Annotated in this window: 24 protein-coding genes; 15 read left to right on the top strand and 9 right to left on the bottom strand. The window is 66.1% G+C overall.

Annotated features, from left to right (window positions below; all coding sequences use genetic code 11):
* Nucleotides 1-26: 26 nt before the first annotated feature.
* Nucleotides 27-1,616: a peptide chain release factor 3 gene (locus ETC07_RS00610; RefSeq protein WP_136246611.1), complete on the bottom strand. Its 1,590-nt coding sequence runs from the start codon at nt 1,614-1,616 to the stop codon at nt 27-29.
* A gap of 182 nt (nt 1,617-1,798) precedes the next feature.
* Complete coding sequence (gene cysQ, locus ETC07_RS00605) at nt 1,799-2,620, bottom strand: 3'(2'),5'-bisphosphate nucleotidase CysQ (protein ID WP_240724515.1); 822 nt, start codon at nt 2,618-2,620, stop codon at nt 1,799-1,801.
* A gap of 376 nt (nt 2,621-2,996) precedes the next feature.
* Between cysQ and ETC07_RS00600 the strand changes: the two genes are divergently transcribed.
* Together ETC07_RS00600 and ETC07_RS00595 are read left to right on the top strand one after the other, a co-directional pair.
* Nucleotides 2,997-4,268: an ATP-binding protein gene (locus ETC07_RS00600; RefSeq protein WP_136246609.1), complete on the top strand. Its 1,272-nt coding sequence runs from the start codon at nt 2,997-2,999 to the stop codon at nt 4,266-4,268.
* Between the two features lie 26 nt (nt 4,269-4,294).
* Nucleotides 4,295-4,834 carry a response regulator transcription factor gene (locus ETC07_RS00595; protein ID WP_136246608.1) on the top strand — a complete coding sequence of 180 codons (540 nt, stop codon included), beginning with the start codon at nt 4,295-4,297 and terminating at the stop codon, nt 4,832-4,834.
* Nucleotides 4,835-4,958: 124 nt separating this feature from the next.
* On the opposite strand, the gene ETC07_RS00590 is transcribed toward ETC07_RS00595, so the two are convergent.
* Entirely contained in the window at nt 4,959-5,744 is a 786-nt protein-coding gene (locus tag ETC07_RS00590) for a 3-hydroxybutyrate dehydrogenase (RefSeq protein WP_136246607.1), read from the bottom strand.
* A 111-nt stretch (nt 5,745-5,855) separates the two neighbouring features.
* Nucleotides 5,856-6,287, bottom strand: a complete 432-nt coding sequence (hybE, locus tag ETC07_RS00585) for a [NiFe]-hydrogenase assembly chaperone HybE (RefSeq protein ID WP_136246606.1) — start codon at nt 6,285-6,287, stop codon at nt 5,856-5,858.
* Between the two features lie 95 nt (nt 6,288-6,382).
* Between hybE and ETC07_RS00580 the strand changes: the two genes are divergently transcribed.
* The 3 genes from ETC07_RS00580 to ETC07_RS00570 all read left to right on the top strand — a co-directional run bounded on the left by ETC07_RS00580 (nt 6,383) and on the right by ETC07_RS00570 (nt 8,537).
* Nucleotides 6,383-7,204: an inositol monophosphatase family protein gene (locus tag ETC07_RS00580; RefSeq protein WP_136246605.1), complete on the top strand. Its 822-nt coding sequence runs from the start codon at nt 6,383-6,385 to the stop codon at nt 7,202-7,204.
* A 148-nt stretch (nt 7,205-7,352) separates the two neighbouring features.
* Entirely contained in the window at nt 7,353-7,628 is a 276-nt protein-coding gene (locus ETC07_RS00575; RefSeq protein WP_136246604.1) for a GrxA family glutaredoxin, read from the top strand.
* Nucleotides 7,629-7,769: 141 nt separating this feature from the next.
* Entirely contained in the window at nt 7,770-8,537 is a 768-nt protein-coding gene (locus ETC07_RS00570; RefSeq protein WP_136246603.1) for a VOC family protein, read from the top strand.
* Between the two features lie 59 nt (nt 8,538-8,596).
* Here ETC07_RS00570 and ETC07_RS00565 read toward each other — a convergent pair whose 3' ends face one another.
* Nucleotides 8,597-9,445: an AraC family transcriptional regulator gene (locus tag ETC07_RS00565; protein WP_136246602.1), complete on the bottom strand. Its 849-nt coding sequence runs from the start codon at nt 9,443-9,445 to the stop codon at nt 8,597-8,599.
* A 155-nt stretch (nt 9,446-9,600) separates the two neighbouring features.
* Between ETC07_RS00565 and ETC07_RS00560 the strand changes: the two genes are divergently transcribed.
* Nucleotides 9,601-10,830, top strand: a complete 1,230-nt coding sequence (locus tag ETC07_RS00560; RefSeq protein WP_136246601.1) for an MFS transporter — start codon at nt 9,601-9,603, stop codon at nt 10,828-10,830.
* 216 nt (nt 10,831-11,046) lie between these two features.
* On the opposite strand, the gene ETC07_RS00555 is transcribed toward ETC07_RS00560, so the two are convergent.
* Both ETC07_RS00555 and ETC07_RS00550 read right to left on the bottom strand, forming a co-directional pair.
* Complete coding sequence (locus ETC07_RS00555; protein WP_136246600.1) at nt 11,047-11,709, bottom strand: CoA transferase subunit B; 663 nt, start codon at nt 11,707-11,709, stop codon at nt 11,047-11,049.
* Nucleotides 11,710-11,874: 165 nt separating this feature from the next.
* On the bottom strand, nt 11,875-12,576 hold the full coding sequence (locus tag ETC07_RS00550; RefSeq protein WP_136246599.1) for a CoA transferase subunit A: 702 nt from the start codon (nt 12,574-12,576) through the stop codon (nt 11,875-11,877).
* Nucleotides 12,577-12,707: 131 nt separating this feature from the next.
* Here ETC07_RS00550 and ETC07_RS00545 point away from each other — a divergent pair, with 131 nt between their 5' ends.
* The 7 genes from ETC07_RS00545 to ETC07_RS00515 all read left to right on the top strand — a co-directional run bounded on the left by ETC07_RS00545 (nt 12,708) and on the right by ETC07_RS00515 (nt 19,915).
* On the top strand, nt 12,708-13,610 hold the full coding sequence (locus tag ETC07_RS00545; protein ID WP_136246598.1) for a LysR family transcriptional regulator: 903 nt from the start codon (nt 12,708-12,710) through the stop codon (nt 13,608-13,610).
* 35 nt (nt 13,611-13,645) lie between these two features.
* A complete protein-coding gene (locus ETC07_RS00540) occupies nt 13,646-15,598 on the top strand; it encodes an acetoacetate--CoA ligase (RefSeq protein ID WP_136246597.1) in 1,953 nt (650 codons plus the stop codon).
* A 136-nt stretch (nt 15,599-15,734) separates the two neighbouring features.
* Complete coding sequence (gene yihG, locus ETC07_RS00535; RefSeq protein ID WP_136246596.1) at nt 15,735-16,616, top strand: 1-acylglycerol-3-phosphate O-acyltransferase, YihG family; 882 nt, start codon at nt 15,735-15,737, stop codon at nt 16,614-16,616.
* Between the two features lie 8 nt (nt 16,617-16,624).
* Nucleotides 16,625-17,473 carry a LysM peptidoglycan-binding domain-containing protein gene (locus ETC07_RS00530; protein ID WP_240724514.1) on the top strand — a complete coding sequence of 283 codons (849 nt, stop codon included), beginning with the start codon at nt 16,625-16,627 and terminating at the stop codon, nt 17,471-17,473.
* A 104-nt stretch (nt 17,474-17,577) separates the two neighbouring features.
* Nucleotides 17,578-18,735 carry a glycosyltransferase family 4 protein gene (locus ETC07_RS00525; protein ID WP_136246594.1) on the top strand — a complete coding sequence of 386 codons (1,158 nt, stop codon included), beginning with the start codon at nt 17,578-17,580 and terminating at the stop codon, nt 18,733-18,735.
* On the top strand, nt 18,707-19,246 hold the full coding sequence (locus tag ETC07_RS00520; RefSeq protein WP_136246593.1) for a phosphatase PAP2 family protein: 540 nt from the start codon (nt 18,707-18,709) through the stop codon (nt 19,244-19,246). The genes ETC07_RS00525 and ETC07_RS00520 overlap by 29 nt, the downstream gene beginning before the upstream one ends.
* A gap of 39 nt (nt 19,247-19,285) precedes the next feature.
* On the top strand, nt 19,286-19,915 hold the full coding sequence (locus ETC07_RS00515; protein ID WP_136246592.1) for an alpha-ketoglutarate-dependent dioxygenase AlkB family protein: 630 nt from the start codon (nt 19,286-19,288) through the stop codon (nt 19,913-19,915).
* Between the two features lie 80 nt (nt 19,916-19,995).
* Here ETC07_RS00515 and gcvT read toward each other — a convergent pair whose 3' ends face one another.
* Together gcvT and ETC07_RS00505 are read right to left on the bottom strand one after the other, a co-directional pair.
* Nucleotides 19,996-21,105 (bottom strand): glycine cleavage system aminomethyltransferase GcvT, encoded by a 1,110-nt coding sequence (gene gcvT / locus ETC07_RS00510; RefSeq protein ID WP_136246591.1) that lies wholly within the window; start codon nt 21,103-21,105, stop codon nt 19,996-19,998.
* A gap of 69 nt (nt 21,106-21,174) precedes the next feature.
* Nucleotides 21,175-22,551, bottom strand: a complete 1,377-nt coding sequence (locus ETC07_RS00505; RefSeq protein WP_136246590.1) for an alanine/glycine:cation symporter family protein — start codon at nt 22,549-22,551, stop codon at nt 21,175-21,177.
* A 503-nt stretch (nt 22,552-23,054) separates the two neighbouring features.
* On the opposite strand from ETC07_RS00505, the gene gcvH reads away from it, so the two are divergent.
* Together gcvH and gcvP are read left to right on the top strand one after the other, a co-directional pair.
* Nucleotides 23,055-23,447, top strand: coding sequence for a glycine cleavage system protein GcvH (gene gcvH / locus ETC07_RS00500; RefSeq protein ID WP_136246589.1), 393 nt, complete (start codon nt 23,055-23,057; stop codon nt 23,445-23,447).
* A gap of 116 nt (nt 23,448-23,563) precedes the next feature.
* On the top strand, nt 23,564-26,458 hold the full coding sequence (gcvP, locus tag ETC07_RS00495; RefSeq protein ID WP_136246588.1) for an aminomethyl-transferring glycine dehydrogenase: 2,895 nt from the start codon (nt 23,564-23,566) through the stop codon (nt 26,456-26,458).
* Nucleotides 26,459-26,497 lie beyond the last annotated feature (39 nt).

Below are 26,497 nucleotides of genomic sequence, written 5' to 3'. Positions count from 1 at the left end.
GCTTTTAGCCCCAGGCGTAGCCCGGATCAGTGCTCACGGGTCGGGCTGAAGCGAACCTCAGGCCAGCGCTCCTGGATCATCTGCAGGTTGACGCGGGTAGGGGCGATATAGGTCAGGCAACCGCCGCCGTCGATGGCCAGATTCTGGCTGGCCTTGCGCTTGAACTCCTCGAGCATCTTGGCATCATCGCAGTAGACCCAGCGGGCGGTCTGGACGTTGATCCCCTCATAGATACAGTCGACCTTGTACTCCTGCTTGAGGCGGTGGGCGACCACATCGAACTGCAGGGTACCCACGGCACCGAGGATCAGGTCGTTGTTATCCATCGGCATGAACACCTGGGTGGCGCCTTCCTCGGAGAGTTGCTGCAGGCCCTTCTGCAGGGCCTTCATCTTCAGCGGGTCCTTGAGGCGCACACGCTTGAACAACTCCGGGGCGAAGTGCGGAATGCCGGTGAAGCGCATGTCCTCACCCTGGCTGAAGGTGTCGCCGATCTGGATCGTGCCGTGGTTGTGCAGGCCGATGATATCGCCCGGCCAGGCCTCCTCGACGTGGGAGCGATCCGAGGCCATGAAGGTCAGGGCGTCGGCGATCTTGACGTCCTTGCCGATACGCACGTGGCGCATCTTCATGTTCTTCTCGTACTTGCCCGAACAGACGCGCAGGAAGGCGACCCGGTCGCGGTGATTGGGGTCCATGTTGGCCTGGATCTTGAACACGAAACCGGTGAAACGACCGTCCTCGGACTCGACCTGACGCAGGTTGGTCTCGCGCGGCTGGGGCGGTGGCGCGTGTTCGACGAAGCCATCCAGCATCTCGCGCACCCCGAAGTTACCCATGGCGGTGCCGAAATACACCGGCGTCAGCTCACCGCGCCGATAGGCCTGCAGGTCGAATGCATGGGAAGCACCGCGCACCAACTCTACCTCCATGCGCAGCTCCTCGGCGGCCTCCTCGCCCAGCACCTCGTCGACCTCGGAACTATCGAGCCCCTCGATGCGATTGTCCTCAGGAACACGGTTGCCCTGGCCCTGGGTGTAGAGATGAATGACATCGTTGTAGAGATGGTAGACGCCCTTGAAGTGGCGTCCCATACCGATCGGCCAGGTCATGGGGGCACACTGGATATTGAGGACCTTCTCGACCTCATCCATCACCTCGACCGGGTCACGGGTATCGCGATCCATCTTGTTGACGAAGGTCAGGATCGGCGTGGTACGCAACCGGCAGACGTCCATCAGCTTGATGGTGCGGTCCTCGACGCCCTTGGCCGCATCGATCACCATCAGCGCCGAATCCACCGCGGTCAGGGTGCGGTAGGTGTCCTCGGAGAAGTCCGCGTGCCCCGGGGTATCGAGCAGGTTGACGATGCGGCCGCCATAGGGGAACTGCATCACCGAGGTCGTCACCGAGATGCCACGTTCCTGCTCCATCTTCATCCAGTCGGAGGTGGCATGGCGATCGTCACGCTTGCTCTTCACCGACCCCGCCATCTGGATGGCGTTGCCGAACAGCAGCATCTTCTCGGTGATGGTGGTCTTGCCCGCATCGGGGTGCGAGATGATCGCAAAGGTGCGTCGAAGCCCGGTCTCGTAGGCTTGGTTGTCATTCGACATGTCGCGTTTTCATCAACTTTTACTCACCCTGGGGTTCATCCTGACACGCACCAGGGTGATGTGGGTGTGAGAGTTGGCGGGATTGTACCGCTAGGCCAGGCCGCTGTCTCGATGCCGCGCCGGCCGGTCATGCGGTTCGGGGCTTCATGGGTCGTCTCCGGCACCCCATCGGGCGGGAGCGTTCAGCCCTTCCCGTCCAGGCCATCGACGAGCGCTCGTTCCCAGCGCTTGTCGCGTTCTCCGCAGACGATGAAGTCAGGGTTGAGCAGCGACGCCTGGCGGTTGCAGCGCAGCGGCATCAGATGGCGGGCATCCAGCACCTGGCCGCCTGCCGCTGTCACCACCGCCTGGGCCGCCGCCGTGTCCCACTCACAGGTCGGACCGAAGCGTGGGTAAAGATCGGCGGCGCCTTCGGCCACCAGGCACAGCTTCAGTGAGCTTCCCCGAGCCACCAGCTCATGACGCGGCAGGCCAGCGCGGAAGGCCGACAGGGCCGACAGCCCGTGGGAACGGCTGCCCATGATACGCCAGGGCTCGAGTGCCGGATCCGGCAGGTCACGCACGCCTATCGCGCGTGCAATACCTTCCTCATGGCGGCAGGCCCCTTGCCCCACCTGACCCAGCCAGCTGACCCCAAGCACCGGCGCATGCACGATGCCAAACACCGGCACACCGTCCTCGATCAGCGCCAGGTTGAGGGTGAAATCACCGCTGCCCTTGATGAACTCCTTGGTACCATCCAGCGGATCGACCAGCCAATAGCGACGCCAGGCTCGACGGATGGCATAGGGAATGGCTTCCGATTCCTCGGACAGCACCGGCAACGCCGGTGTCACCTCGCCGAGCAGATCGATGAGCGCATGATGGGCACAGATATCGGCCTCGGTGAGCGGGCTGTCGTCGGCCTTGGTCGCGATGCTGAAGGGCCTACGATAGATGCTCAGCACCGCCTCTCCCGCCGCCTCGACACCCGCCAGCAGGCGATCACGTCGCTTAGCCGTCATGCCGACGCGATCTTCCGAATCGCCAGGATTCACCATGCAAGCCTCCCGGCCCCACCCGCGGCACGCTTGGCACCGCGGCTCGGCGAGACAGGCACGGGCCGAGTGCCCCACAGGCCCAGCAAGGCTCCCGCCCCGAGAAACAGGAAAAGCACGGATATCAGCCGTCGTCGCATCGAGCATCCCTCGAGAGGATTCGAAGCCTCCAATATACCGCCTGAGCCACAGAGGGAAACCCGCGCTCGGCATCCGCCCATTCACGACAGTTCACGACAGCCGACGCATCGCACCAGCAGCGACGCCCGGCCGCACCCCCATCGGAGGACGCCGCGCAGGCCGATCGGGTATCATCGCGACACGATACTGCCGCGGAGCCCCCATGCCAGCCGCCCTGCCCCTACCGCTGTCCACCCCCAACCGCAACATGGTGCGCCTGACTATCGTGCGCGGCATTACCTGGACCGGTTTTCTCGCCGGCATCGTCATCGGAGTCACGGGGCTAGGCTTCGAGCTCGACCTGCCGGCCGTGGGCGCGGTGATCGTGGTGATGGCGTTGATCAACATCGCCACCTGGTGGCGCCTGGGCCGGCCGCGCGATGTCACGCATCGCGAGTACCTGGCCCACCTGCTGGCCGACATGGCGGGCCTGACGCTGCTGTTCTACTTCACCGGCGGCGCCACCAACCCCTTCATCAACTACTATTTGGTGCCGGTGACCATCGCCGCCGCTACCCTGCCCTGGCGCTATGCCTGGAGCGTGGCCGCCGCGGGCCTGGCCGGCACCAGCTTCCTGATGGGCTTCTATCATCCGGTACCCCAGCTCGGCATGCCTCACCTGCAGGACGGCATCAGCCTGCATATCCTCGGCGTGTGGATGAACTTCGCCCTGTCCGCCGGGTTGGTGACCTTCTTTATCTTCAAGATGGCCCGCGCCCTGCGTGGCCGCGAACAAGCCCTGTCACGCACCCGCGAAGCGGTGCTGCGCAACGAACAGGTGCTGGCGGTGGCCACCCAGGCCGCCGGCACCGCCCATGAGCTCGGCACCCCACTATCGACCATGGCGGTACTGCTCAACGAGATGCGCGAGGACGCCCGCGGCAACGAACTGCTGACCCAGGATATCGAGCTGCTTCGCGAGCAGGTGGACACCTGTAAATCGCGGCTGCGTCACCTAGTCGACAACGCCGACCGCCGCCGCATGGCCAACCCCGAGGTGCGCGAGGCATTGGAGTGGCTGGAAGAGGTCGTGCAACGCTGGCTGGTGCTACGCCCGGATGTCGGCTACCAGCTGGAGGTGTTAGGCCGCCGTGGCACGCCACGACTGAGCGTGGATACCACCCTGGCCCAGGCGCTGACCAACCTGCTCAACAATGCCGCCGATGCCAATCCCGATAACATCGTCATCCAGGTCGACTGGAACGCCGACGAGGTGATCATCGACATCCGCGATCACGGCCCCGGCGTCTCGCTGAGCATCGCCGATCAGCTCGGCGAGACCTTCATTTCCACCAAGAGCAAGGGGCTGGGGATCGGCCTGTTCCTCACCCATGCCACCATCAACCGTTTCGGCGGCGGCGTACGGCTTTACAATCATCCCGAGGGCGGCACCCTGACCGAGGTGAGCCTGCCCCGGAGTGCCCCCGCGGCCTGATCGCGCCCGATTCCAGCGAGGATGCCATGCAAGAGAGTGACGAACGCCTGCTGATCATCGACGACGACGAGATGTTCTGCCACGTGCTGCACCGCGCCATGAGCCGGCGCGGCTTCGAGGTGCTGGTCGCCCATGACGGCGAACAGGCGCTGGCCCTGGCGCGTCAATACCACCCCCTCATGGCGACCCTGGACCTCAAGCTGGAACAGGAGTCCGGCCTCAAGCTGCTGCCCGAGATGCTGGATGTCGTGCCGGACTGCCGGGTGGTGGTGTTGACCGGCTACTCGAGCATCGCCACGGCGGTACAGGCGATCAAGCTCGGCGCGGTGAATTATCTGTGCAAACCGGCGGATGCCGAGGAAATCCTCGCCGCCCTGTCGCTCGAGGAAGGCGACCCCGAGGCCGAAGTCGCCGAGCGCCCCCCATCGATCAACCGTCTGACCTGGGAACACATCCAGAAGGTGTTGCAGGAACACGACGGCAATATCTCCGCCACCGCCCGGGCGCTCGGCATGCACCGCCGCACCTTACAGCGCAAGCTCCAGAAACGGCCCGTGCGGCACTGAGGCAAGCGGCAAGCGGCAAGCGGCAAGCGGCAAGCGGCAAGCGGCAGCGTGAGATCGCCCGACGCACAGCAAACCCCGAAGACTCAACCTTCGGAGCTTGCTGGTCCTACGGCGCTCAGCGCGCTTACTGCGCCGTCCAGCCCAGGTCGATGTTCCAGCTGGCACCGGTGACGGCACCCGCCGCATCGGAGGCCAGGTAGCCGACCAGCGCGGCCACCTCGTCGGGATCGATCAGCCGCTTGACGGCGGCGTTCTTAAGCATGATCTGCTCGATCACTTGCTGCTCTTCCATCCCGTTCAACCTGGCCTGGTCGGCGATCTGATTTTCCACCAGCGGCGTCTTCACGTAGGCCGGGCACAGGGCGTTGGCGGTGATGCCCTGCGCCCCGCCTTCCAGCGCCGCGGTCTTGGTCAAACCGATCAGGCCGTGCTTGGCGCTGATATAGGCGGCCTTGCCGGGCGAGGCGACCTGGGCATGGATCGAGGCGACGTTGACGATGCGGCCCCAGCCGTTCTCGCGCATCGACGGCCAAGCCGCCTGCGTCAGCAGGAAGGGAGCGGTGAGCATCAGATCGATGATTCGCCGCCACTGCGCCTCGGGGAACGCCTCGATCGAAGAGACATGCTGGATGCCGGCATTATTGACCAGGATATCGAGCCGCCCGAAACGGCTCAGGGCGTCGGCGACCGCCGCCTTGCAGGCCTCGCCATCGGTGAGATCGGCCTGGAAGAAGGCCGCACCGGCACGCTCGGCGACCGCCTGCCCCTCGCGGGCAAGGTCCACCGCGAGCACCTGATGGCCCAGCTCGCAGAAATGGCGTACCACGGCCTCGCCGATGCCGCTGCTGGCCCCGGTCACGAGCGCGACGCGGGGCGTGGAAGGGGGAACCGTGGAGGGGGGAACCGACATGGGGTCTCCTCGTTACGTTGCCTGTCCGTCCGTCACGGGCAGGGAGAGGTCAAAGGCTGCGCGCCACCAGCATATGAACCTTTTGCGCGCGGCACCAGGGCGACATTCCCCCTAGTCGGCGGCCGGCGTCATCACCGTCCTCATCAGCCGCTGGGCCAGCCGACTGCCGTCCTGTCGCGAGTCGAGATCGCGCAGGTCGTCGAGCAGCTCGCATTGCCACAGCCACCCTTCACCACCGAGCGATACCGCGCGAAAGGGATAACGGCCCGACGGCAACGCCAGCGTCATAGGCGCCGTGCCGCCAGGACACTCCAGATCGTTCGTCTCCGGCACCACCACCAGCGACAACGAAGCCGGCGTGATCCATGCCCCCAGCAGCCCATGACGGCCATCCGGCAGCGTCTGCGGCTGGAAGCATAAGGCGTCCACCTCGAGCCGCGGATTATCCCTCGGCGCGCTCCGGTCGGCCCCATGAAACATGCGCTCCCAGACCGTCGCCAGGCGTCTCAGGTGATCATACTGATCGGCGCTCAATGCCGGCATCCTGAGTTTCCTTCGAATGAATGGGCGGCCAGTATAGCCAACCGACCGGGGGTTGCTGCTAGCCTATGAAGGCACCGTTACCGCGAGGAACCGCCATGACCCCCGAACAGCGCCTGGAGATCGCCGCCGACATCGCCACCCATGCCGGCCGAATGATCGTCGAAGCCCGCGAGCAGGGCGACTTCGAGCACCGTTACAAGCAGGGCCAGGAACTGGTCACCGATATCGACCTGCAGGTCGACACCTATATCGGCGAGCGCCTCCAGGCGAGCTTCCCCGAGGAGACTCGCCTCAGCGAGGAACTGGCCCCGGACCGCGAGGTCCTGGAGCGGCCCGAGGCGCTGTGGGTCGTGGACCCCATCGACGGCACCGTCAACTTCGCCCACGGCCTGCATCACGTGGCGGTCTCGATCGGCTGGGCCAGCGGAGGGCGCGTGAGGCTCGGCGTGGTGCATGCTCCCTTCCTCGGCGAGACCTACACGGCCCTGGCCGGTCGCGGCGCCTGGTGCAACGGCGAACCGATCCGCGCCAGCGGCGCGAAGGACATGACCACGAGTCTGGTCGGCACCGGCTTTCCCTATCGCCGCGACAGCCGCCCGCCGCTGATGCGCCGACTCATGGCGGTGCTCACCCATTGCCAGGACGTGCGCCGCGCCGGCTCGGCGGCCCTCGACCTGTGCGCGGTGGCCAGCGGCCGCCTGGATGCCTACTACGAGAGTGTCTCGCCCTGGGACATGGCCGCCGGCGTGCTGATCGCCCGAGAAGCCGGTGCCCGCACCGGCCACCTGTATCCGCTACCTGGCGGCATCCCCGAGGATCTCTACGGCGAGAACCTGCTGGTCTCGAGCCCCGCCCTGCATGACCCGCTGGCCAAGCTGCTACGCCACGCCGACGCCAGCGACCAGCAGGCGCTCTAGCCGTTAGCGACGACCGCTCACCACGCCCATAGCATGCCCCAATCGTCTTGCCAGACGATGCCTATTGGCCAGCGGCGCGTCGCTGGGGCAAAATGGCGTTCGATTTCACTTCCCATTTCGATGCATCAGAGATGCAAGGAGTCACGTTATGTTCGTCGTCATCTTCGGCCGCCCCGCCTGCCCGTTCTGCGTGCGCGCCAAGGAGCTCGCCGAGAAGCTCGAGAATGCCGGCGCCATTCAGGGGCATCGTTACGTGGACATCCACGAGGAAGGCATCACCAAGGCCGACATGGAGAAGACCATCGGCAAGCCGGTCGAGACGGTGCCGCAGATCTTCGTCGACCAGACCCATGTCGGCGGTTTCACCGAGTTCGACCAGTACGTCCGCGAACAGGCCCTGCTGTCGGCCGAAGCCGCCCAGTAAGCCGCGTATTGCGCGAGTGACGAAGGCCGCCCCAGGGCGGCCTTCTTGCTTTTGAGCCACACCCGCCTCGTTGAATCCGCCCACACTCGAGCCGCTTACACTGCCTGTAGGGCAATCGACACGGTCAGAGGACGAAGCAGGATGCAGCGGGAAGAATTCCTCCAGCAGCTGTGGCTGGACTACGTTCATCAGCACCCGGAACTGGGCGGACTACGGTTATGGCCGGTGGAGGCATCGCCGGAGTACCTGACGCTGCTCACGCTCAACCATGGCCCCTGGGCCATGGAGGCCTTGCTGCCCACGCTGGTGCGTTTCGGCTATCGGCCGCGGCGACGCCATGCGATGGCCGACCGCGGCCTGCTCGCCACCCTGCTGGCGGCCCCCGACGACGGCGCCTGGCTGGTGCTGCTCGAACTACAGCTCGGCACCCTGTCTCGCCCCCCTCGCGAGGCCCTGCAACGGCTGATCGGCCAGGCCAGCGCCGCCGATAGCCAGGGGCAAAACCTGCTGTGTCGGGGGCGCCCCTGGCCGATGCCGGACTGGACCACCTATCAGGCCCTGACGGCGGCCCACCCACTGGCCGGCTGGCTGGCCGCCATGGGCCCGCGCCTGCATCACCCCGGGTTCGACTGCGCCCGGCTCGGGCAGCGCATCGATCGGCTCGATGACGCCCTCACCCAGGCCGGCCTTCACGGCAGCGCCGATCGCCATCACGGCATCCTGCCCGTCTCACCGCTGCTCGACTATCGATTCTACCCCGGCCCGACTCGCCGAATGGTGTTCGCCGAGGGCGACGAACGACGCATCGCCAGCGGTGGCCTGGCCTTGGTGCAACAACAGGTCAGCGCCAATCAGGAGCGCACCGCCGAACTGCTGCTTCCCTACCATACCCGTTGTGAGCTGAATTGAGCGCCGCGGCGAACGACAACCCGGCAACCGGGGCCTGTCCCCGCCTTTAGCCCCTCGAGTCAGTGGTTTGAGTGCCTGCCAATGCCATTGAGGCGTTGCCGATGAGCGTCGAGATAGCGTGTCGGCGTGGTGCCGAGCAGTTTCTTGAACATGCTGATGAAGGCATTCACCGACTGATAGCCGACCTCCTCCGAGACGCGCTGCACACTCATGCCTTCGGCGAGATAACGGATCGCGACGATCAGATGCAGCTGCTGTCGCCAACGGCTGAAATTCAACCCCGTCTCGCGCTGGATCCGGCGAGCGAGGGTGCGTTCGCTCATCGCCAGTTCCTGTGCCCACTGGCCCAGGGTTCGGCGGTCATCGGGCGCCTGGATCAGTGCATCGCTGATGCGCGCGAGACGTCTGTCCTCGGGAATCGGCAGGTGCAGGCGTTCGCTGGGCATGCCGGCGAGTTCCGCAAACAAGACCTCGACCAGGCGTGCCGTGGGCCCCTGCTCGGCATAGGTCTGGGGGAGTGCCGCCAGGCGCAGTATCAGCTCACGTAGCAGTGGCGAGATCGACAGCGTGCAGCTGTGATCGGGCATTTCCAGCGCCGCGGGCTCGATGAACAGATAGCACATGCGCCCGCCGCGGGTCAGGCGGTTGCTGTGGGGCATCGCCCCGGGAATCCAGACCCCGCTGTGCGGCGGCACCATCCACAGTCCTTCGGCGACACGGCAGGTCACCACGCCATGCAGGGCGATGACCAGCTGGCCCTTGCGGTGCTGGTGAACGGGGATTTCCAGCGCCTGCTGGCCGGTATCGACGTGTAGGGCACTGGCCGGCATGTTGGAGAGCTCCGGATCATGCTGGTAGACATCGCAATAGGGTGACGTGTCGTGCAGCGCCGATAGCACATCAGACATGAGAAGCGACGGGGTAGTCATCTCGACATACTCGCAGATTGTCAGTTTTCAGGTATCTGAAGTCATCATGGCCTTATTCTGCTGGAGCCGGGACGATTAGGCTATCGGTCATTATCGCAATGATATCTCGTCATTCGTACCGCCTTGGGGACCTCATGTCTGAATCCTGTCACGCCCATCCGCCCTTGCGGCGCTTGAGCCATCCCGCCGTGCTGATCGCCGGCATCCTGTTGATCGCCATGAACCTGCGCGCCCCCTTCACCAGCGTCGCGCCCCTGCTCGAACGTCTTCAGGCCGCGCTGGGTTTCAATGCCACCGCGGCAGGCCTATTGATGATTCTGCCACTGCTGGCCTTTGTCGTCGTCTCGCCTTGGGTACCGCGTCTTGCGCGCACCATCGGGCTGGAGCGCAGCATCTTGCTGGCCTTGATCACCATCGGCACGGGCATCGTGCTACGCGTGCAGGGCACGACCCTGGCGCTCTATATGGGGATCGCGCTGATCGGCGCGGGCATCGCGGTGGGCAACGTGCTGCTGCCGAGCCTGGTAAAGCGCGCCTTCCCTCGCCATATCGCGTTGCTGACCTCTTGTTACGTGCTGACCATGGGGATCATGGCGGCACTTGCCTCGGCGGCGATGGTGCCGCTGGCGCAGGCCAGTACTCACGGGTGGCAGTTCGCCATGCTGGTGCTGGTGGCCTTGCCGCTGGTGACGATGGCGGTGTGGTGGCCACAACTCTCACGTCGCTCCTTGCCGGCAGCGGCCCACGGTACTGACCGGTCGCACTCCTCGGGCAAGGTCGCCGTCTGGCGCTCACCACTGGCCTGGCAGGTGACGCTGTTCATGGGGCTGAACTCGCTGCTGTTCTATACCGTCAACAGCTGGTTGCCAGGCATCCTGGCGGACAGTGGTTTCACCCCCGAAAGAGCGGGCTCGCTGCATGGCCTGCTGCAACTAGCCACGGCCTTGCCGGGATTGGTGCTAGTGCCCCTGATGCCGCGCCTCAAGGATCAACGCCTGATCGCCTTCACGGCACCCTGCATGACATTGGCCGGCTTCCTCGGCCTATGGCTCTCCCCTGAGTGGGCGTTGGCCTGGGTCATGCTGTTGGGGTCAGGATCGGGGGCGAGCTTCATCCTCGCCCTGTCATTCATGGGCCTGCGCGCACGCGACGCCATGCAGTCGGCCTCGCTGTCGAGCATGGCGCAGACGCTAGGCTACCTGCTTGCCGCGATGGGGCCGCCGGTGATCGGCGGGATGTATGACCTGTTTGGCAACTGGCAGATGGCGTTGGTGGTGTGCGCCGCCTTGAGTGCGCTGATGGCCTGCTGTGGATTGCTGGCGGGAAGAGATATCCAGTTGCCTGAGGCGGCGGTATCTGAATGAACCACGACCGGGGGAACGCCCCCGATGTCGATTTCCACAGTTTCTGTGGATAACGCTGTGCATCGCTCCCGCACAAGCCCCGACGAGCCCCATGACATGGCCGTGACTCTCAGAATGATCAGTTTTTCGGCACCCGAGTGTGGCCTGTCACGCACGAGATGGCCCGGGCAAGCCCGGGCCATGAAAGGAAAAAATACCTTGACTCCAGTGCAGGTTTCAGTCGGCGAAGACCATCTCCGGCACATGCTCCGGCACGATCAGCTTACCGGCGGTCTTGTCCTTGATTTCCTCGACGGAGACCCCCGGCGCGCGCTCCTTGAGAACGAAGGCGCCGTTCTCGATCTCGAGATAGGCCAGGTCGGTCAGCACCCGATTGATACAGCCGGCACCGGTCAGCGGCAGGCTGCAGGATTCCAGCAGCTTGGATTCCCCATGCTTTGAGGCGTGGGTCATGGTGCAGATGATGTTCTCGGCGCCCGCCACCAGGTCCATGGCGCCGCCCATGCCCTTGATCAGCTTGCCGGGGATCATCCAGGACGCGATGTTGCCGTTCTGGTCGACCTCGAAGGCACCGAGCACGGTCAGGTCCACGTGGCCGCCGCGGATCATCGCGAAAGACTCCGCGGAAGAGAAGATCGCCGCTCCGGGACGGGCGGTGACGGTCTGCTTGCCGGCATTGATCATGTCGGGGTCGACTTCCTCCTCGGTGGGGAAGCGCCCCATGCCCAGCAGGCCGTTCTCGGACTGCAGCATGACGTCGATGTCGTCCGGTACGTAGTTGGCCACCAGGGTGGGGATGCCGATGCCCAGGTTGACGTAGAAACCGTCCTCGAGTTCGCGCGCCACGCGCCTTGCCATCTGTTCGCGAGTCAGTGCCATCGTTGTTGCCTCTTGTCTTTCATGATTGGCGAGCATCGGAAACAAGCCGGATGCAGGGTGCGAGAGCCTCGCAGCACGGCATCGATCAAGGGATCGGGCGCGGGGCGCCTTCCCAGGCCTGCCTCCGGATCGGGCTCGCCTCATCGTGGATCGTGGGTAAAGCGCTCAGCCCTGGTGGACGGTGCGCTTCTCGATGCGCTTCTCGAAGCTTCCCTGGATGATGCGATCGACGTAGATACCCGGAGTGTGGACCTGATCCGGGGTGAGCTCGCCAGGTTCGACGATCTCTTCTACCTCGACCACGGTGATCTTGCCCGCGGTGGCGGCCAGGGGGTTGAAGTTGCGAGCCGTGTCACGATAGACGACGTTGCCGTAGCGGTCGGCCTTCCAGCCCTTGACGATGGCGAAGTCACCGACCACCGATTCCTCGAGGATATAGTGGCGGCCGTTGAACTCGCGGACCTCCTTGCCCTCACCGATCGGCGTGCCATAGCCAGTGGCGGTGTAGAAGGCAGGAATGCCGGCACCGCCGGCGCGCATCTTCTCGGCCAGGGTACCTTGCGGGGTCAGCACCACCTCGATGTCACCTTCGAGCATCTGCTGCTCGAACAGCGCATTCTCGCCCACGTAGGAGGCGTAGATGGTGCTGATCTGACGATCCTCGAGCAGCAGCCCCAGCCCGAAGCCGTCCACGCCACAGTTGTTGGAGTAGACGGACAGATCCTTGACGCCGCGACGCTGGATCTCGCCGATCAGGTTCTCGGGGATGCCGCACAGCCCGAAACCGCCGGCGATCACGGTCATGCCGCTCTCGATCCCAGCCATCGCCTCCTCAAGGGAACTCACTCGCTTGTCGAATCCGGCCATATGCCTGCCTCGCCTGGTTAGAAGGTTTTTTGTTGCGGATGCTGGCAGTGTCGCCAGTGACCATATATTTGTTAAGTTTGTTTTTTTTATCAATTCTTTTACTTTATCAATAAATATCCGCGAGTCGCCCCATGACCGTCAAGCAGCTCCGCGCCTTCCTCGCCGTGGCCCAGACACTGAGCTTCACCCAGGCCTGCGAACGCCTGCACCTTTCCCAGCCGGCGCTCAGCCTGACCATCAAGAGCCTGGAGGCATCGCTCGGCGGTCGCCTGCTGACGCGCAGCACCCGTAGCGTGCGGCTGACACCGGAGGGCGAGTCCCTGGTGCCGCTAGCCAAGCGCCTGCTGGCCGACTGGGACAACACCGAGGAGCTGCTGCGCCAGCGATTCACCCTGCGCCTGGGGCGGGTCGCCCTGGCGGCCATGCCCTCCTTCGCCGGCAACCAGCTGCCCGGTGTGCTCAAGGCCTTCCGCGCCCGCTACCCGCAGATCAACGTCACCGTCCATGACGTGATCAACGAGCAGGTCATCGAGATGGTCCGCCAGGGCCGGGTCGAGCTGGGGGTCGCCTTCGCCCCCGAGACCACCGACACCCTCCACTTCACGCCGCTGTTCGAGGACCGCTTCGTGGCCGTGGTGCCGGCCGACTCGCCGCTATCGAACCGCCACAAGGTGAGCTGGCAGATGCTGCTGACCGAACACTTCATCACCCTTCAGCGTCCGTCCATGGTGCGGTTGATGCTCGAAGAGCAACTGCGCGCCCGAGGCCTCGAGCTGCCGGCGGCCTTCGAGAGCTATCAGTTGTCCACGGTAGGGCGCATGGTCGCCGCGGGACTCGGGGTCAGCGCCGTGCCATCGCTGTGCATCGATCAAATGCATGAACTCGGCGCGCGCTGCCTGCCCCTCGAGGAGCCGACGATCCAGCGCGCCGTCGGCGTGCTCTCCACCAACGCCGAAGCACTCTCCGTGGCCGCCCAGGCATTGCGCGAGGTGATACAGGAGACTCTCACCACACCGTCCTTGAACGCCGACTAAGCTACACATGATGGCCCGCAATCAGGAGACGCCCCATGGCAGAACCGCTCTGGCGCCCCACCCCCGAGGCCGCCGGCGCCACCCGGATGGCCGCGATGATGCGCCGCCTCGAACGCCAGCATGGCATCCGGCTGCCTGACTATGCGGCCTTCCACGCCTGGAGCATTGAGCACCCACAGGCCTTCTGGCGCCAGCTGTGGGACGATGCCGAGATCGTCGCCGAACGACGCGGCGAGCGAGTGCTGGAATCTCCCGAGTCGATGCCCGGTGCCCGCTGGTTCCCCGACGCCCGACTCAATGTCGCCGAGAACCTGCTGCGCCGCCGTGACGAACACCCGGCGCTGATCGTCACCGACGAACGCGGCCGGCGCCGTGAACTGAGCTACGCCACCCTGTACCGACAGGTGGCGGCCCTGGCCACGGCATTGCGCGATGCCGGCGTCGTCTCGGGCGACCGAGTCGCCGGTTTCGTGCCCAACAGCGAGCACGCGGTGATCGGCATGCTGGCCGCCACCAGCCTCGGCGCGGTGTGGTCATCCTGCTCGCCGGATTTCGGCTTCCAGGGCGTACTCGACCGCTTCGGCCAGATCGGCCCGAAGGTGCTGATCGCCGCCGACGGCTACACCTGGAACGGCAAGGCCATCGACACTCGGGCGCGGCTGGCCGAGATCGCCAACGCCATCGACGGCCTGGCAACGCTGGTGGTGTTCCCCTTCCTGGCGGACGCCCCCGATCTCGACGGCATCCCCGGCGCCGTGGCCTGGGACGCCTTCCTCGATCACGATGCCGCCGAGGTCGACTTCGTCAGCCTGCCTTTCGACCATCCGCTCTACCTGCTCTACTCGTCGGGCACCACCGGGCCTCCCAAGGCCATCCTGCACTCGGCCGGCGGCACCCTGCTCCAGCACCTCAAGGAGCATCGCCTGCACACCGACATCGGCGCCAAGGACAGGGTCTTCTACTACACCACCTGCGGTTGGATGATGTGGAACTGGCTGGTCTCGGGGCTGGCCTCGGATGCCACCCTGGTGCTGTTCGACGGTGCGCCCTTCGCGCCCGAGCCGGACGCGCTGTGGGCCATGGCCGAGCGCGAAGGCGTCACGGTGTTCGGCACCAGCGCGCGCTACCTGGCCGCCTGCGAGAAACAGGGCCTGCGCCCCGGTCGCGAGCATGATCTCTCGGCGCTGCGTACGCTGCTCTCCACCGGCTCGGCGCTGGCCCACGCATCTTTCGACTATGTCTATCGCGACATCAAGGCGGACCTGCTGCTGGCCTCGATCTCCGGCGGCACCGACATCGTCTCCTGCTTCGCGCTGGGTTGCCCGATTCGCCCGGTGGTTCGCGGCCAGCTGCAATGTCGCGGGCTCGGCATGGCGGTGGACGTGTTCGGCGACGACGGCCAACCCCGGCGCGGCGAGAAAGGCGAGCTGGTGTGCACCCAGCCCTTCCCGGCGATGCCGCTGGGCCTGTGGAACGATCCAAAGGGCGAGCGCTACCACGACGCCTACTTCGCCACCTTCCCCGGCGTATGGGCCCACGGCGACTATGCCGAGATCACCCCCGAAGACGGCCTGCTCATTCATGGCCGCTCGGATGCGGTGCTCAACCCCGGCGGCGTGCGCATCGGCACCGCCGAGATCTATCGCCAGGTGGAGAAGATCGAGGAGGTGCTGGAATCGCTGTGCGTCGGCCAGCAATGGCAGGACGATACTCGCGTGGTGCTGTTCGTGCGCCTGCGCGAGGGCGTCACCCTGGATGACACCCTGTGTCGGCGCATCCGCGACACCCTGCGCGGCAATGCAACTCCTCGCCACGTGCCGGCGAAGATCCTCCAGGTCGACGACCTCCCACGCACCCTGTCGGGCAAACTGGTAGAACTCGCCGTCCGCCAGGTGATCCACGGTGAGCCGGTCAACAACCGCGAGGCCCTGGCCAATCCCGACGCCCTGGCGCTGTTCGAGGATCTTCCCGAGTTGCAGCCATCATGACACAGGGCGGCGAATCGGGATCGGGATCGGGATCGGGATCGGGATCGGGATCAAGATGTTACCCGCATCGCTGGGCACCCTCGCCGCGATCCATTAGCATTAGCGGTTCAAGGACATCATCAAGGAGACCGACGGCATGTCGACCCTCAGGGGCATCGTCAGCCTGTTACTGCTGACCCTCAACACCCTGGTCTGGGCGGTGCCGCTGATCGCGCTCACCCTGCTCAAGCTGATCACCCCGGGCCGCCCACTGCGGCGCCGGGTGCTGCGCGGGCTGAACGGCGTAGCGTTGTGCTGGGTCGACGTCAACCTGTGGTGGATCCGCCACTGGATCCGCCCCGACCTGCGCCTCGACCTGCGCCTCGACCTGCCGGATGGGCTCAGCCACGACGAATGGTGGCTGGTGCTGGCCAACCATCGCAGCTGGACCGATATCTTCGCGCTCTTCCTGGCCTTGCATCGCCGACTGCCGATGCCGCACTTCTTCGTCAAGCGTCAGCTGATCTGGATCCCGGTGGTCGGGCTGGCCTTCTGGGCGTTGGAGTTCCCGATGCTGCGCCGCCTGACCCGCGAGCAGCGTGAACGCCGCCCGCATTTGGCGCGCCGCGACCAGGAAGCCACCCAACGCATGTGCCGGCACGCCCGCGAGCGACCGATCGCCATCTACAACTTCGTCGAAGGCACCCGCTTCACGCCGGCCAAGCATGCCGCCCTCGACAGCCCCTACCGCCACCTGCTGCCCCCGCGTGCCGGCGGTATCGCCCAGGTACTGGGCTTGCTCGGCGACCGGCTGAGCGGCATTCTCGACGTTACCCTGTGCTACTCGCGCCCCGAACCCCGCTTCTGGGACTTTCTCTGCGGGCGCGAGGGCACCATCCATCTGAGCGCTCGTCGCCTGACGGTCCCCGCCTGGATGACCCAGGGTGACTATTATCAGGACTCCGCCTACAAGGAACGCTTCCACGCATGGCTCAACGCCCAGTGGCAGGCCAAGGATGCCGCCCTCGATTCGCACTGATCCTCTCAATGCTGCTGTTGACCCTCGTGCTGGCCGGCTGTGCCGGCTCCGCGGGGGTGGGCGGCGGCTCACCGGCGGGCCACTGGGTGACCATCCAGCGCGGCGACACCCTGGGCGAACTCGCCCGGCGTGCCGAGGTGCCGCTGGTGCGGCTGCGACGCTTCAATCCCGGCGTCAGCCCGCGCGGGCTGGCCGTGGGCCAGCGCATCCTGGTGCCCGCTCACGAGGAGCGTGCGCCGTCGGGAGGCCCCTATCGCTACCGGGTCCGCGCCGGCGACACCTACAGCGCCATCGCCCGGCGCTTCGACACCTCGCCGGTGAGCATCGCCACGGCCAACGCCGGCATCAGTCCCACCGACCTGAAGGTCGGGCAGCTTATTTCGGTGCCGCTACACGGCGGCTCGGCATCGTCAGGCGGCGCCTCGTCGAGTGCCACGCCCTCACGCCCACAGCCGCCCGCAGACCCCGGGCCCGTCCCGGGTGATGCCCGCGACTGGCCATGGCCGCTGGACGACTACCGGGTCGCCCGTGCCTTCGGCAAGGACGACCGTGGCACCCTGCAGCCCATGCTGCTGGCAACCGATCAAGGCGCCCGCGCCATGGCGGTGGCCGACGGCGAGGTCCGCTTCGCCGACAGCATGCGGCAGCTCGGCCGGGTGGTGATCGTCCACCACCCGGACAACCTGCAGAGCGTCTACGCGCTATGCGGAACCCTGCTGGTCGACAGCGGCACCGAGGTCCGGCGGGGCACCCCGTTATGCACCGTAGATCGCCACGCATCCACCGGCCGCTTCGACCTGCTCTTCGACCTACGCCACGGCGGCAAGCCCATCGATCCGCGCGGCGTGCTGCGCTGAACGGCTGTCATCGCGACGTCACGAGGCTGTCGCGATGCGGTCACCCTGTCCGACCATCCTGAACCGAACGGGGGCCAATCGCCCCCCACGGCACGGGGACGAACATGCGCATCTGCCTGGTCAGCGACACCTGGACGCCGGACATCAACGGCGTGGCCCACACCCTGGATCGGCTGTGTGATCAACTACGCCCGCAAGGCCATGCGCTGCAGCTGATTCGCCCTCAGCCCGCCGACGATGACCACCGCGCCGAAGGCATGGCCGCCGAATTACGGGTGCGCGCCGCCGCGGTGCCGGGCTACCGCCAGGTGCGGCTGGGCTTGCCCGCCAGGCGACGCATCCGACGCTTCTGGCAGGCCGATCGCCCCGACGTGATCTACCTGGCCACCGAGGGCCCGCTCGGCTGGTCGGCGCTGGCGGCCGCCGAGACGCTCGGCATCCCGGTGGTCAGTGGCTGGCATACCAACTTCGACCATTACTGCCGGGACTACGGCCTTGGCTGGCTGCGACCGCTGGTGATCCGCCGTCTGCGCCACTTCCACAATCGCTGCGCCACCACCCTGGTGCCGACCCACCTCCAGGCCCGCGAACTCGGGCAACGCGGTTTCGAGCGAATCAGGGTGATGGCCCGCGGCATCGACGGCGAGCGCTTCGCCCCCGAGCACCGCGACGCGACCCTGCGCGAACACTGGGGGGCCGACCCGCAGGAGCCGGTGGCACTCTATGTGGGCCGGCTGGCACCGGAGAAGAACCTCGACCTCTTGCGCGACACCTTCGCCGCCATGCAGGACGCTCATCCGCGGCTGACGCTGGTGGTGGTCGGCGATGGCCCCGGCCGCGTCAACCTGGAACGAGCCTTGCCCGAGGCCCACTTCGCCGGCTTCGTCTCGCCGGACGACCTGAGTCGCTACTACGCCAGCGCCGACATCTTCGTTTTCCCCTCGATCTCCGAGACCTGGGGCAATGTGCTGGTCGAGGCCATGGCCAGCGGCCTGGCCACGATAGCCTTCCGTCACGCCGCCGGAGCGGCATTGATCGAGGACGATATCAACGGCCTGCAGCTGGCAGTCGGCGACGAGGACGGCTTTCGCGACGCCGCCGTGGCGCTATGCCAACAGCCGGCCCGCCACGCGCGCCTGGGCCGAGCCGCCCGTCGCCGCGCCCTGACCTATCGCTGGCCCGCCATCGCCGACACCTTCCTCGGCGCCCTCGCTCATGCCCGGGAGATATCCGATGAAGCCTCGCGTCCCCGCCATGTTTGATCGCCTCGATACGCTCGAATGGCAACTCTGCCAACGCTTGGCCGGCCTCAGCATCCACCGCCCCTGGCGATGGTCGCTCCGCCTGGCCAGCAAGGCCGGGGACTGGCCGCTGTGGGTGGCACTGATCTCCGTTCAGCCCTGGCTGCATGGACGCGATGGCTGGCGACTGCTGCTCCAGTACGTGCTGACCGCCCTGGTGGCCATCGCCGTGTACCGATGGGTCAAGACCCGACTATGTCGCGAGCGGCCCTTCATCACCTTCTCGGGCATCGCCTGCCAGGAGCCGGCCCGGGATCGCTATAGCTTCCCCAGCGGCCACACCCTGCACGCGGTGATGTTCTGCACGCTGAGCGCGACCCATGCGCCCTGGCTGCTGCCGTCGCTGATCCCGGTGGCCACCCTGATCGCGGTCTCGCGGGTGGGCCTCGGCCTGCACTACATCAGCGACGTGGTCGCCGGCGCCGCGATCGGCTACACACTGGCCCTGCTGAGCCTTTCCCTGGCGGGCTGATGACTGGCGCCTACCGCCGTGGGCTGGCACGCTGAGAGGATGGACCTGCTCTCCTCGCCCGACGGCGACTGCTTGCTCGCCGACCCGCCACTATGGCGCTTCGACGGCCTGCTCGGCGGCGCCGCAGACGACGCCCTGGCCAGGCTCGACGCCGCGTTGGACTGGCAGCGCCCCTGCCTGCGCCTCTACGGCCGCGACCACCCGATCCCCAGGCGCCAGGTATGGATGGGCGATGCCGCCTACCGGTACTCGGGCCGGGACTTCGCCCCGACTCCCTGGCATCCCGTGGTGCTCGCCCTGCGTGATGCCGTGATCACTCGACTGGCCGCCGCCGGTCATAGGGCCCGTTTCAACAGCGTACTGCTCAACCGCTACGCCGACGGCGACGACCGCATGGGTTGGCATTGTGACGACGAGCCTGAGCTCGGTGTGGCACCGCTGATCGCCGCCGTCAGCCTGGGCGCCGACCGCCCGTTGCGCTTTCGCTGGAAGGACCGTCACGCCCCCGCCTTCAATGTCGCCCAGCCCCACGACAGCCTGTTGCTGATGGGACCCGGGGTACAAGATGAGCTCGAGCACGCCCTGCTGGCGCGTCGCGGGCACGGCCTGCGCATCAGCCTGACCTTCCGCTGGGTACACTACGGCGCAGCAGGCAATGAGCCCACATGAAAAAAAACGGCCACCCCGTATGGGATGGCCGTCATCGGCGTCGGCATACTCAGCCCGCAGGCTGAGATAACGGTATAACGTCAGCCGCGGTAATACCCCGGCGCCACGAATGGCGTCTTGCTGACCACCACCGGCAAGCGCTTGCCGCGTACCTCGGCATAGACGGTGGTGCCGATCTCGGCCTGCTCGATGGGCACGTAGCCCATCGCCACCGGTTGACCGACACTGGGCCCGAACCCTCCGGAGGTCACCACGCCGAGCGCGTTGCCCTCGGCGTCGAACAACTCGGCACCTTCGCGTACCGGGGCACGCCCTTCACCAAGCAGGCCCACCCGCTTGCGGCGATGATCCTTCTCGGCCACCTGATGCAGGATCAGGTCGGCCCCCGGGAAACCGCCCGGGCGTTCGCCACCGCGGCGGCGCGGCTTGCCGATCGCCCAGATCAGCCCGCCTTCCATCGGTGTGGTGCCGGTGTCGATGTCATGACCATAGAGGCACAGCCCGGCTTCGAGGCGCAGCGAATCGCGGGCGCCCAGGCCGATTGCTTCGACCTCCTGCTCGGCAAGCAGACGACGCGCCAAGGCCTCGGTCTGCTCGGCGGGCACCGAGATCTCGAAGCCATCCTCACCGGTATAGCCGCTGCGGCTGACCCACACGTCGATGCCGTCGATGGTGAAGCGACCATGCTGCATGAACACCATCTCGCAGGCCACGGGACACAGCCGCGCCATGACCTCGGCGGTCTTGGGCCCCTGCAGCGCCAGCAGGCCGCGATCGAGCACCTCGATCTCGTGATCGGACAGGCCGCGACGCAGGTGCGCGATATCCTGCTCCTTGCAGGCCGCATTGACCACCAGATACAGGTGGTCGCCGGCGTTGACGATCATCAGATCATCGAGGATGCCGCCATCCTCGGCGGTGAACAGGCCGTAGCGTTGCTGGCCCTCGGCCAGCCCGACCAGGTCGGCGGGTACCAGGCTTTCCAGGGCCTTTGCCGGCTGTGGGCCGCGCACCAGTACCTGCCCCATGTGCGAGACATCGAATAGGCCGCAGGCCTGGCGGGTATGTTCGTGTTCCTTCTTGACCCCCAGGGCGTACTGAACGGGCATGCTGTAACCCGCGAAGGGCACCATCTTGCCGCCCAGTTCGAGATGGAGATCGTGAAGAGGTGTCTGGCGTTGTTCGTTCATCGCGGTCGTATCACTCCCATGAAAACGGAGGCGCAGAGCGGCCCGATGCCGGCCTGCGCCCGGTGTTGTTTACTTGTTGAGATCTTCGCCCGGCAGTACGTCCTTACCGTCGAAGTAGTCGCGGGTCAGCTTGAACACCACCGGCGACAGCAGCGCCAGGGCGATCAGGTTGGGGATCGCCATCATGGCGTTGAAGACACTGGCCAGCAGCCACACGAAACCGAGCGGCAGCACCGAGCCGACGAAGATCGCCAGGATGTAGACCACCCGGTAGAACTTGATGGCCCCCACCCCGAACAGGTACTCGAAGCACTTCTCGCCGTAGAAGGCCCAACCCAGGATGGTGGTGAAGGCGAACACCGCCAGCGCGAAGGACACCACGTATTGACCGATGCCCGGCAGCGCCTCGTTGAACGACAGCGTGGTCAGGGCCGCACCGGTTTCGCCGGAGGTCCAAGCGGTGGTGAGGATCGCCAGCGCGGTGATCGAACACACCACGATGGTGTCGATGAAGGTACCGAGCATGGCGATCAGACCCTGGCGGACCGGGTTCTTGGTCTGTGCCGCCGCGTGCGCGATCGGCGCGCTGCCGAGGCCCGCCTCGTTGGAGAACACGCCACGGGCGACGCCGAACTGGATCGCCTTGGCCACCGCCGCACCGGCGAAGCCGCCCGCCGCCGAGATCGGCGTGAAGGCATGGCCGAAGATCAGGCCCAGGGCCTGGCCGACCTGATCGGCGTTGATGATCAGCACCAGCAGGCCACAGACGATGTAGGCCACCGCCATGACCGGCACCAGCTTGCCCGCCACCTTGGCGATGCGCTTGATGCCGCCGAGGATGACCGCACCGGCCAGCACCATGATCACCAGGCCGGTGACCCAGTGCGGCAGGCCGAGGGACTCTCCCAGGCCATCGGCCACGGAGTTGGACTGCACGGTGTTGCCGATGCCGAAGGCGGCCACGGCACCGAACAGGGCGAAGGCGCCGCCCATCCAGCCCCATTTCTTGCCCAGGCCATTACGGATGTAGTACATCGGGCCACCGACGTGGTCGCCGGCATCGTCGACCTGGCGATAACGCACGGCCAGCACGGCCTCCGAGAACTTGGTGGCCATGCCCACCAGAGCGGTGATCCACATCCAGAACACCGCGCCCGGGCCGCCAAGCACGATGGCCGTTGCCACGCCGGCGATGTTACCGGTGCCGATGGTGGCCGACAGCGAGGTCATCAGCGCATTGAACGGCGAGACCTCACCCTCGTCTTCCGAGCCCTTCTCGGTATTGCGCCCCTTCCACAGCAGCTTGAAGCCCGTACCCAGCTTGCGAATGGGCATGACCTTCAGGCCGATCTGCAGGTAGAGGCCGACCCCCAGCAACAGCACCAGCATCAGCGGGCCCCACACGACCCCCTCGATGGCCGATAAGATATTGGTCAAGGTTTCCACGTCTCGTTCTCCCTAAAGTTTATTGTTATGCACCAACGTGCATGGTCCGGCGCGAGAGCGATACCCACGATGATACGAACTCGCGTACCATAGCGGATCATTCCGTTGGCGCTCTAGTCTCCTGCAAGAAAATACGGCCATCTCCTCGCCTCACAGCATGAAGCATAGCCATCATCACCTATGACGCGGCCAAGCGCAGGCAGGACGAAGGGCCGGCACTCCCGGAAAAACGTTTCCTATAAGAAACTTCGGCTACTCTAGCCGCCTGCCCCGGAAGAGACAAGGCCGTCGCTGCGCGGCTCCCGCTGGTACATGGCCGGCGGCTCACCCTCGTGACCTGCTGCCGAGCCGCGTCGAGCAGGCAGAAACCCACCGGGCGGCCTACGCTTGAGTGGGTATCGTGATTCACCTCACGACGCCCATGTCCCTCGGGGCTCGCCAAACGTGAGCGGGGGCGTTAGGATGCCCCTGCGTCAGAAACCTTTTTCGTATAGGAAAACGTCATGAGTGCTATCCCAGCCAATCTGCGTTACGCCGAAAGCCATGAATGGATCCTGGACAACGGCGACGGCACGGTGACCCTCGGCATCACCGATCATGCCCAGCAGTCCCTCGGCGACGTGGTCTTCGTCGAGCTGCCCGAGGTGGGCACCGCCCTGGCCAAGGGCGACGAAATCGGCGTGGTCGAGTCGGTCAAGGCCGCCTCCGACCTTTACGCCCCGCTGTCCGGCGAGGTGGTCGCGATCAATGAGGATCTCGAGGACGCCCCCGAGACCCTGAACGAGTCTCCCTACGAAGACGGCTGGATCCTCAAGCTGCGTCTCGAGGAAGCCAACGCCCTCGACGAGCTGCTCGACGCCGACGCCTATCAGGCCCTGGCCGACGCCGAAGGCTGATTCACTCCCTCGGCTCCGGTGGCGGGGCATGAAGACGGAGCCGCCCTCCGCTCATGCCCCGCCCCCCCCTTTCCCCTTTCCCTGCCCCCTCGGGCGCGACCGCAATAGGGTATTCCATGGTTTTCGAACAACGCCGCCTGGCCGATCTGGCCAACCATGACGCCTTCCTCCGCCGCCATAACGGCCCGGAATCCTCCGACGTGGCCAGCATGCTGGATACGCTGGGCATGGACAGCCTGAACAGCCTGCTGGAGCGCACGGTGCCGGCCGGCATACGCCTGGGACGCGAGCTGGATCTCGATCCACCGCGTAGCGAGGCCGAGGCCCTGGACTACCTTCACCGCCTGGCCCGCCAGAACCGCGTCGCCAAGAGCTACATCGGACAGGGTTACTACGACACCCATCTGCCGGCGGTCATCCAGCGCAACGTGCTGGAGAATCCGGGCTGGTACACCGCCTATACCCCCTACCAGCCGGAGATCTCCCAGGGGCGCCTCGAGGGGCTGCTGAACTTCCAGCAGATGGTCATGGACCTCACCGGCATGAGCTTGGCCAACGCCTCGCTGCTCGACGAGGCCACCGCCGCCGCCGAGGCCATGGCGCTGTGCCGTCGCGCCAACAAGAAGGCCAAGAGCGATGCCTTCTTCGTCGCCGACGACGTCTTCCCGCAGACGCTGGATGTGGTCCGCACCCGCGCCCACTATTTCGGCTTCGAGCTGATCGTCGCCCCGGCCGCCGAGGTGGCCGACCACGATGTGTTCGGCGCCCTGCTGCAGTATCCGGGCGACGGCGGCCGCGTCCACGACCTGGCGCCGCTGCTGTCGAGCGCCAAGGAACGCGGCATCATGACCTGCGTGGCCGCCGACATCATGTCGTTGGTGCTGCTCCACGAGCCGGGCGCGATGGGCGCCGACATGGTGGTCGGTTGTGCCCAGCGCTTCGGCGTGCCGATGGGCTTCGGCGGCCCGCATGCCGCCTTCTTCGCCACCACCGACAAGCTCAAGCGTTCGATCCCCGGGCGCATCATCGGCGTCTCCCAGGACAATCGCGGCCAGACCGCGCTGCGCATGGCCATGCAGACCCGCGAGCAGCACATCCGCCGCGAGAAGGCCACCTCCAACATCTGCACCGCCCAGGCGCTGCTGGCCAACATCGCCGGCTTCTACGCCGTCTATCACGGCGCCGAAGGCCTGCGCACCATCGCCGGACGCATCCACCGGCTGACCACCATCCTCGCCGAGGGCCTGACCCGTTGTGGCGTCAACCTGGTCCACGACAGCTGGTTCGATACCCTGCGCCTGAGCGGCGTCGATGCCCGCAAGGTTCATGGTCGCGCCATGGCCCATGACGTCAACCTGCGCTACTTCGAGGGTGGCGACATCGGGGTCAGCCTCGACGAGACCACCACCGCCCACGACCTGGACCTGTTGTTCGACGTGCTGCTCGACGCCGAACACGGCCAGTCGGTGGCGGCACTCGACGCCGAGATCGTCACGGCCGGCAAGAGCGGCATCCCGACCGGCAGCCGGCGTGAATCCGACTTCCTGACACACCCCACCTTCCGCCGCTACCACAGCGAGACGGAGATGCTGCGCTACCTCAAGCGGCTGGAGAACAAGGATCTGTCGCTGGCACACGCGATGATCCCGCTCGGCTCGTGCACCATGAAGCTCAACGCGACCAGCGAGATGATCCCCATCACCTGGCCGGAACTGGCGCGTATTCACCCCTTCGCGCCCAAGGACCAGGTGGCCGGCTACCAGCAGATCATCGACGAACTGGCCGACTTCCTGGTCGAGATCACCGGCTACGACCACCTCTCCATGCAGCCCAACTCAGGCGCCCAGGGTGAGTACGCCGGCCTGGTGGCGATCCGCCGCTATCAGCAGGCCGAGGGCCAGGGACATCGTGATGTCTGCCTGATCCCGAGCTCTGCCCACGGCACCAACCCGGCCTCGGCGGCCATGGCCCACATGAAGGTCGTGGTGGTGGAATGCGACGAGGACGGCAACATCGACCTCGCCGATCTACGCGACAAGGCCGGACAACATGCCGAGGCACTGTCGGCGATCATGCTCACCTATCCGTCCACCCACGGCGTGTTCGAGGAAGGCGTGCGCGAGGCCTGCGACATCGTCCACGACCACGGCGGCCAGGTGTATATCGACGGCGCCAACATGAATGCCCAGGTCGGCCTGGCCCGCCCCGGCGACTTCGGCGGCGACGTCAGCCACCTCAACCTGCACAAGACCTTCTGCATCCCCCACGGCGGTGGCGGCCCGGGCATGGGCCCGATCGGCGTCAAGGCGCACCTGGTGCCCTATGTCTCCAACCACGTGGTCCGCCCGCTGGACGGCGTCGAGGCCGACAGTGGCGCGGTGGCGGCGGCGCCTTTCGGCAGCGCCTCGATCCTGCCGATCTCCTGGGCCTACATCAAGATGATGGGTGCCCGCGGCCTGCGCGAGGCCACCGAGCTGGCCATCCTCGGCGCCAACTACATCGCCAAGCGGCTCGGCGAGCACTACCCGGTGCTCTACAAGGGCCAGAACGGCACCGTGGCCCACGAATGCATCATCGATGTGCGCCCGCTCAAGGCCTCCTCCGGCATCAGCGAGGAAGACGTCGCCAAGCGCCTGATGGATTACGGCTTCCATGCGCCGACCATGTCCTTCCCGGTGCCCGGCACCCTGATGATCGAGCCCACGGAATCGGAGTCGCGCTTCGAACTGGATCGCTTCTGCGACGCCATGATCGCGATCCGTGAGGAAGTCGCCCGGGTCGAGGCCGGCGAATGGCCGGCCGATAACAATCCGCTGGTCAACGCGCCGCACACCATGGCCGATCTGATGGATGCTGGCTGGGAGCGCCCCTACTCACGCGAACTCGGCGCCTTCCCCACCGAGGCGGTCAAGGCGGCCAAGTACTGGCCGTCGGTCAATCGGGTCGACAACGTGGCCGGCGACCGCCAGCTGATCTGTTCCTGCCCGAGCATCGATGCCTATCGGGAATAACCCGAGCGCCTGATGTAGCATGACGCGCCCCGCCTATCG

It is taken from the genome of Halomonas borealis, assembly GCF_004798905.1.
GTDB lineage: Bacteria > Pseudomonadota > Gammaproteobacteria > Pseudomonadales > Halomonadaceae > Halomonas > Halomonas borealis.
The sequence above is the reverse complement of the archived record's forward strand: the minus strand, read 5'-3'. Positions and strand labels throughout refer to the sequence as shown.

Coding starts and splice junctions, on each gene's coding strand:
- ETC07_RS00540 (WP_136246597.1), top strand. CDS start 13,646: ATGGCAGAACCGCTCTGGCGCCCCACCCCCGAGGCCGCCGGCGCCACC.
- cysQ (WP_240724515.1), bottom strand. CDS start 2,620: ATGACGGCTAAGCGACGTGATCGCCTGCTGGCGGGTGTCGAGGCGGCG.
- ETC07_RS00520 (WP_136246593.1), top strand. CDS start 18,707: ATGAAGCCTCGCGTCCCCGCCATGTTTGATCGCCTCGATACGCTCGAA.
- ETC07_RS00570 (WP_136246603.1), top strand. CDS start 7,770: ATGCAGCGGGAAGAATTCCTCCAGCAGCTGTGGCTGGACTACGTTCAT.
- gcvP (WP_136246588.1), top strand. CDS start 23,564: ATGGTTTTCGAACAACGCCGCCTGGCCGATCTGGCCAACCATGACGCC.
- ETC07_RS00565 (WP_136246602.1), bottom strand. CDS start 9,445: ATGTCTGATGTGCTATCGGCGCTGCACGACACGTCACCCTATTGCGAT.
- ETC07_RS00600 (WP_136246609.1), top strand. CDS start 2,997: ATGCCAGCCGCCCTGCCCCTACCGCTGTCCACCCCCAACCGCAACATG.
- ETC07_RS00590 (WP_136246607.1), bottom strand. CDS start 5,744: ATGTCGGTTCCCCCCTCCACGGTTCCCCCTTCCACGCCCCGCGTCGCG.
- ETC07_RS00550 (WP_136246599.1), bottom strand. CDS start 12,576: ATGGCCGGATTCGACAAGCGAGTGAGTTCCCTTGAGGAGGCGATGGCT.
- yihG (WP_136246596.1), top strand. CDS start 15,735: ATGTCGACCCTCAGGGGCATCGTCAGCCTGTTACTGCTGACCCTCAAC.
- ETC07_RS00525 (WP_136246594.1), top strand. CDS start 17,578: ATGCGCATCTGCCTGGTCAGCGACACCTGGACGCCGGACATCAACGGC.
- ETC07_RS00610 (WP_136246611.1), bottom strand. CDS start 1,616: ATGTCGAATGACAACCAAGCCTACGAGACCGGGCTTCGACGCACCTTT.
- gcvT (WP_136246591.1), bottom strand. CDS start 21,105: ATGAACGAACAACGCCAGACACCTCTTCACGATCTCCATCTCGAACTG.
- ETC07_RS00575 (WP_136246604.1), top strand. CDS start 7,353: ATGTTCGTCGTCATCTTCGGCCGCCCCGCCTGCCCGTTCTGCGTGCGC.
- ETC07_RS00555 (WP_136246600.1), bottom strand. CDS start 11,709: ATGGCACTGACTCGCGAACAGATGGCAAGGCGCGTGGCGCGCGAACTC.
- ETC07_RS00560 (WP_136246601.1), top strand. CDS start 9,601: ATGTCTGAATCCTGTCACGCCCATCCGCCCTTGCGGCGCTTGAGCCAT.
- ETC07_RS00545 (WP_136246598.1), top strand. CDS start 12,708: ATGACCGTCAAGCAGCTCCGCGCCTTCCTCGCCGTGGCCCAGACACTG.
- ETC07_RS00515 (WP_136246592.1), top strand. CDS start 19,286: ATGGACCTGCTCTCCTCGCCCGACGGCGACTGCTTGCTCGCCGACCCG.
- hybE (WP_136246606.1), bottom strand. CDS start 6,287: ATGCCGGCATTGAGCGCCGATCAGTATGATCACCTGAGACGCCTGGCG.
- ETC07_RS00580 (WP_136246605.1), top strand. CDS start 6,383: ATGACCCCCGAACAGCGCCTGGAGATCGCCGCCGACATCGCCACCCAT.
- ETC07_RS00530 (WP_240724514.1), top strand. CDS start 16,625: ATGCTGCTGTTGACCCTCGTGCTGGCCGGCTGTGCCGGCTCCGCGGGG.
- ETC07_RS00595 (WP_136246608.1), top strand. CDS start 4,295: ATGCAAGAGAGTGACGAACGCCTGCTGATCATCGACGACGACGAGATG.
- gcvH (WP_136246589.1), top strand. CDS start 23,055: ATGAGTGCTATCCCAGCCAATCTGCGTTACGCCGAAAGCCATGAATGG.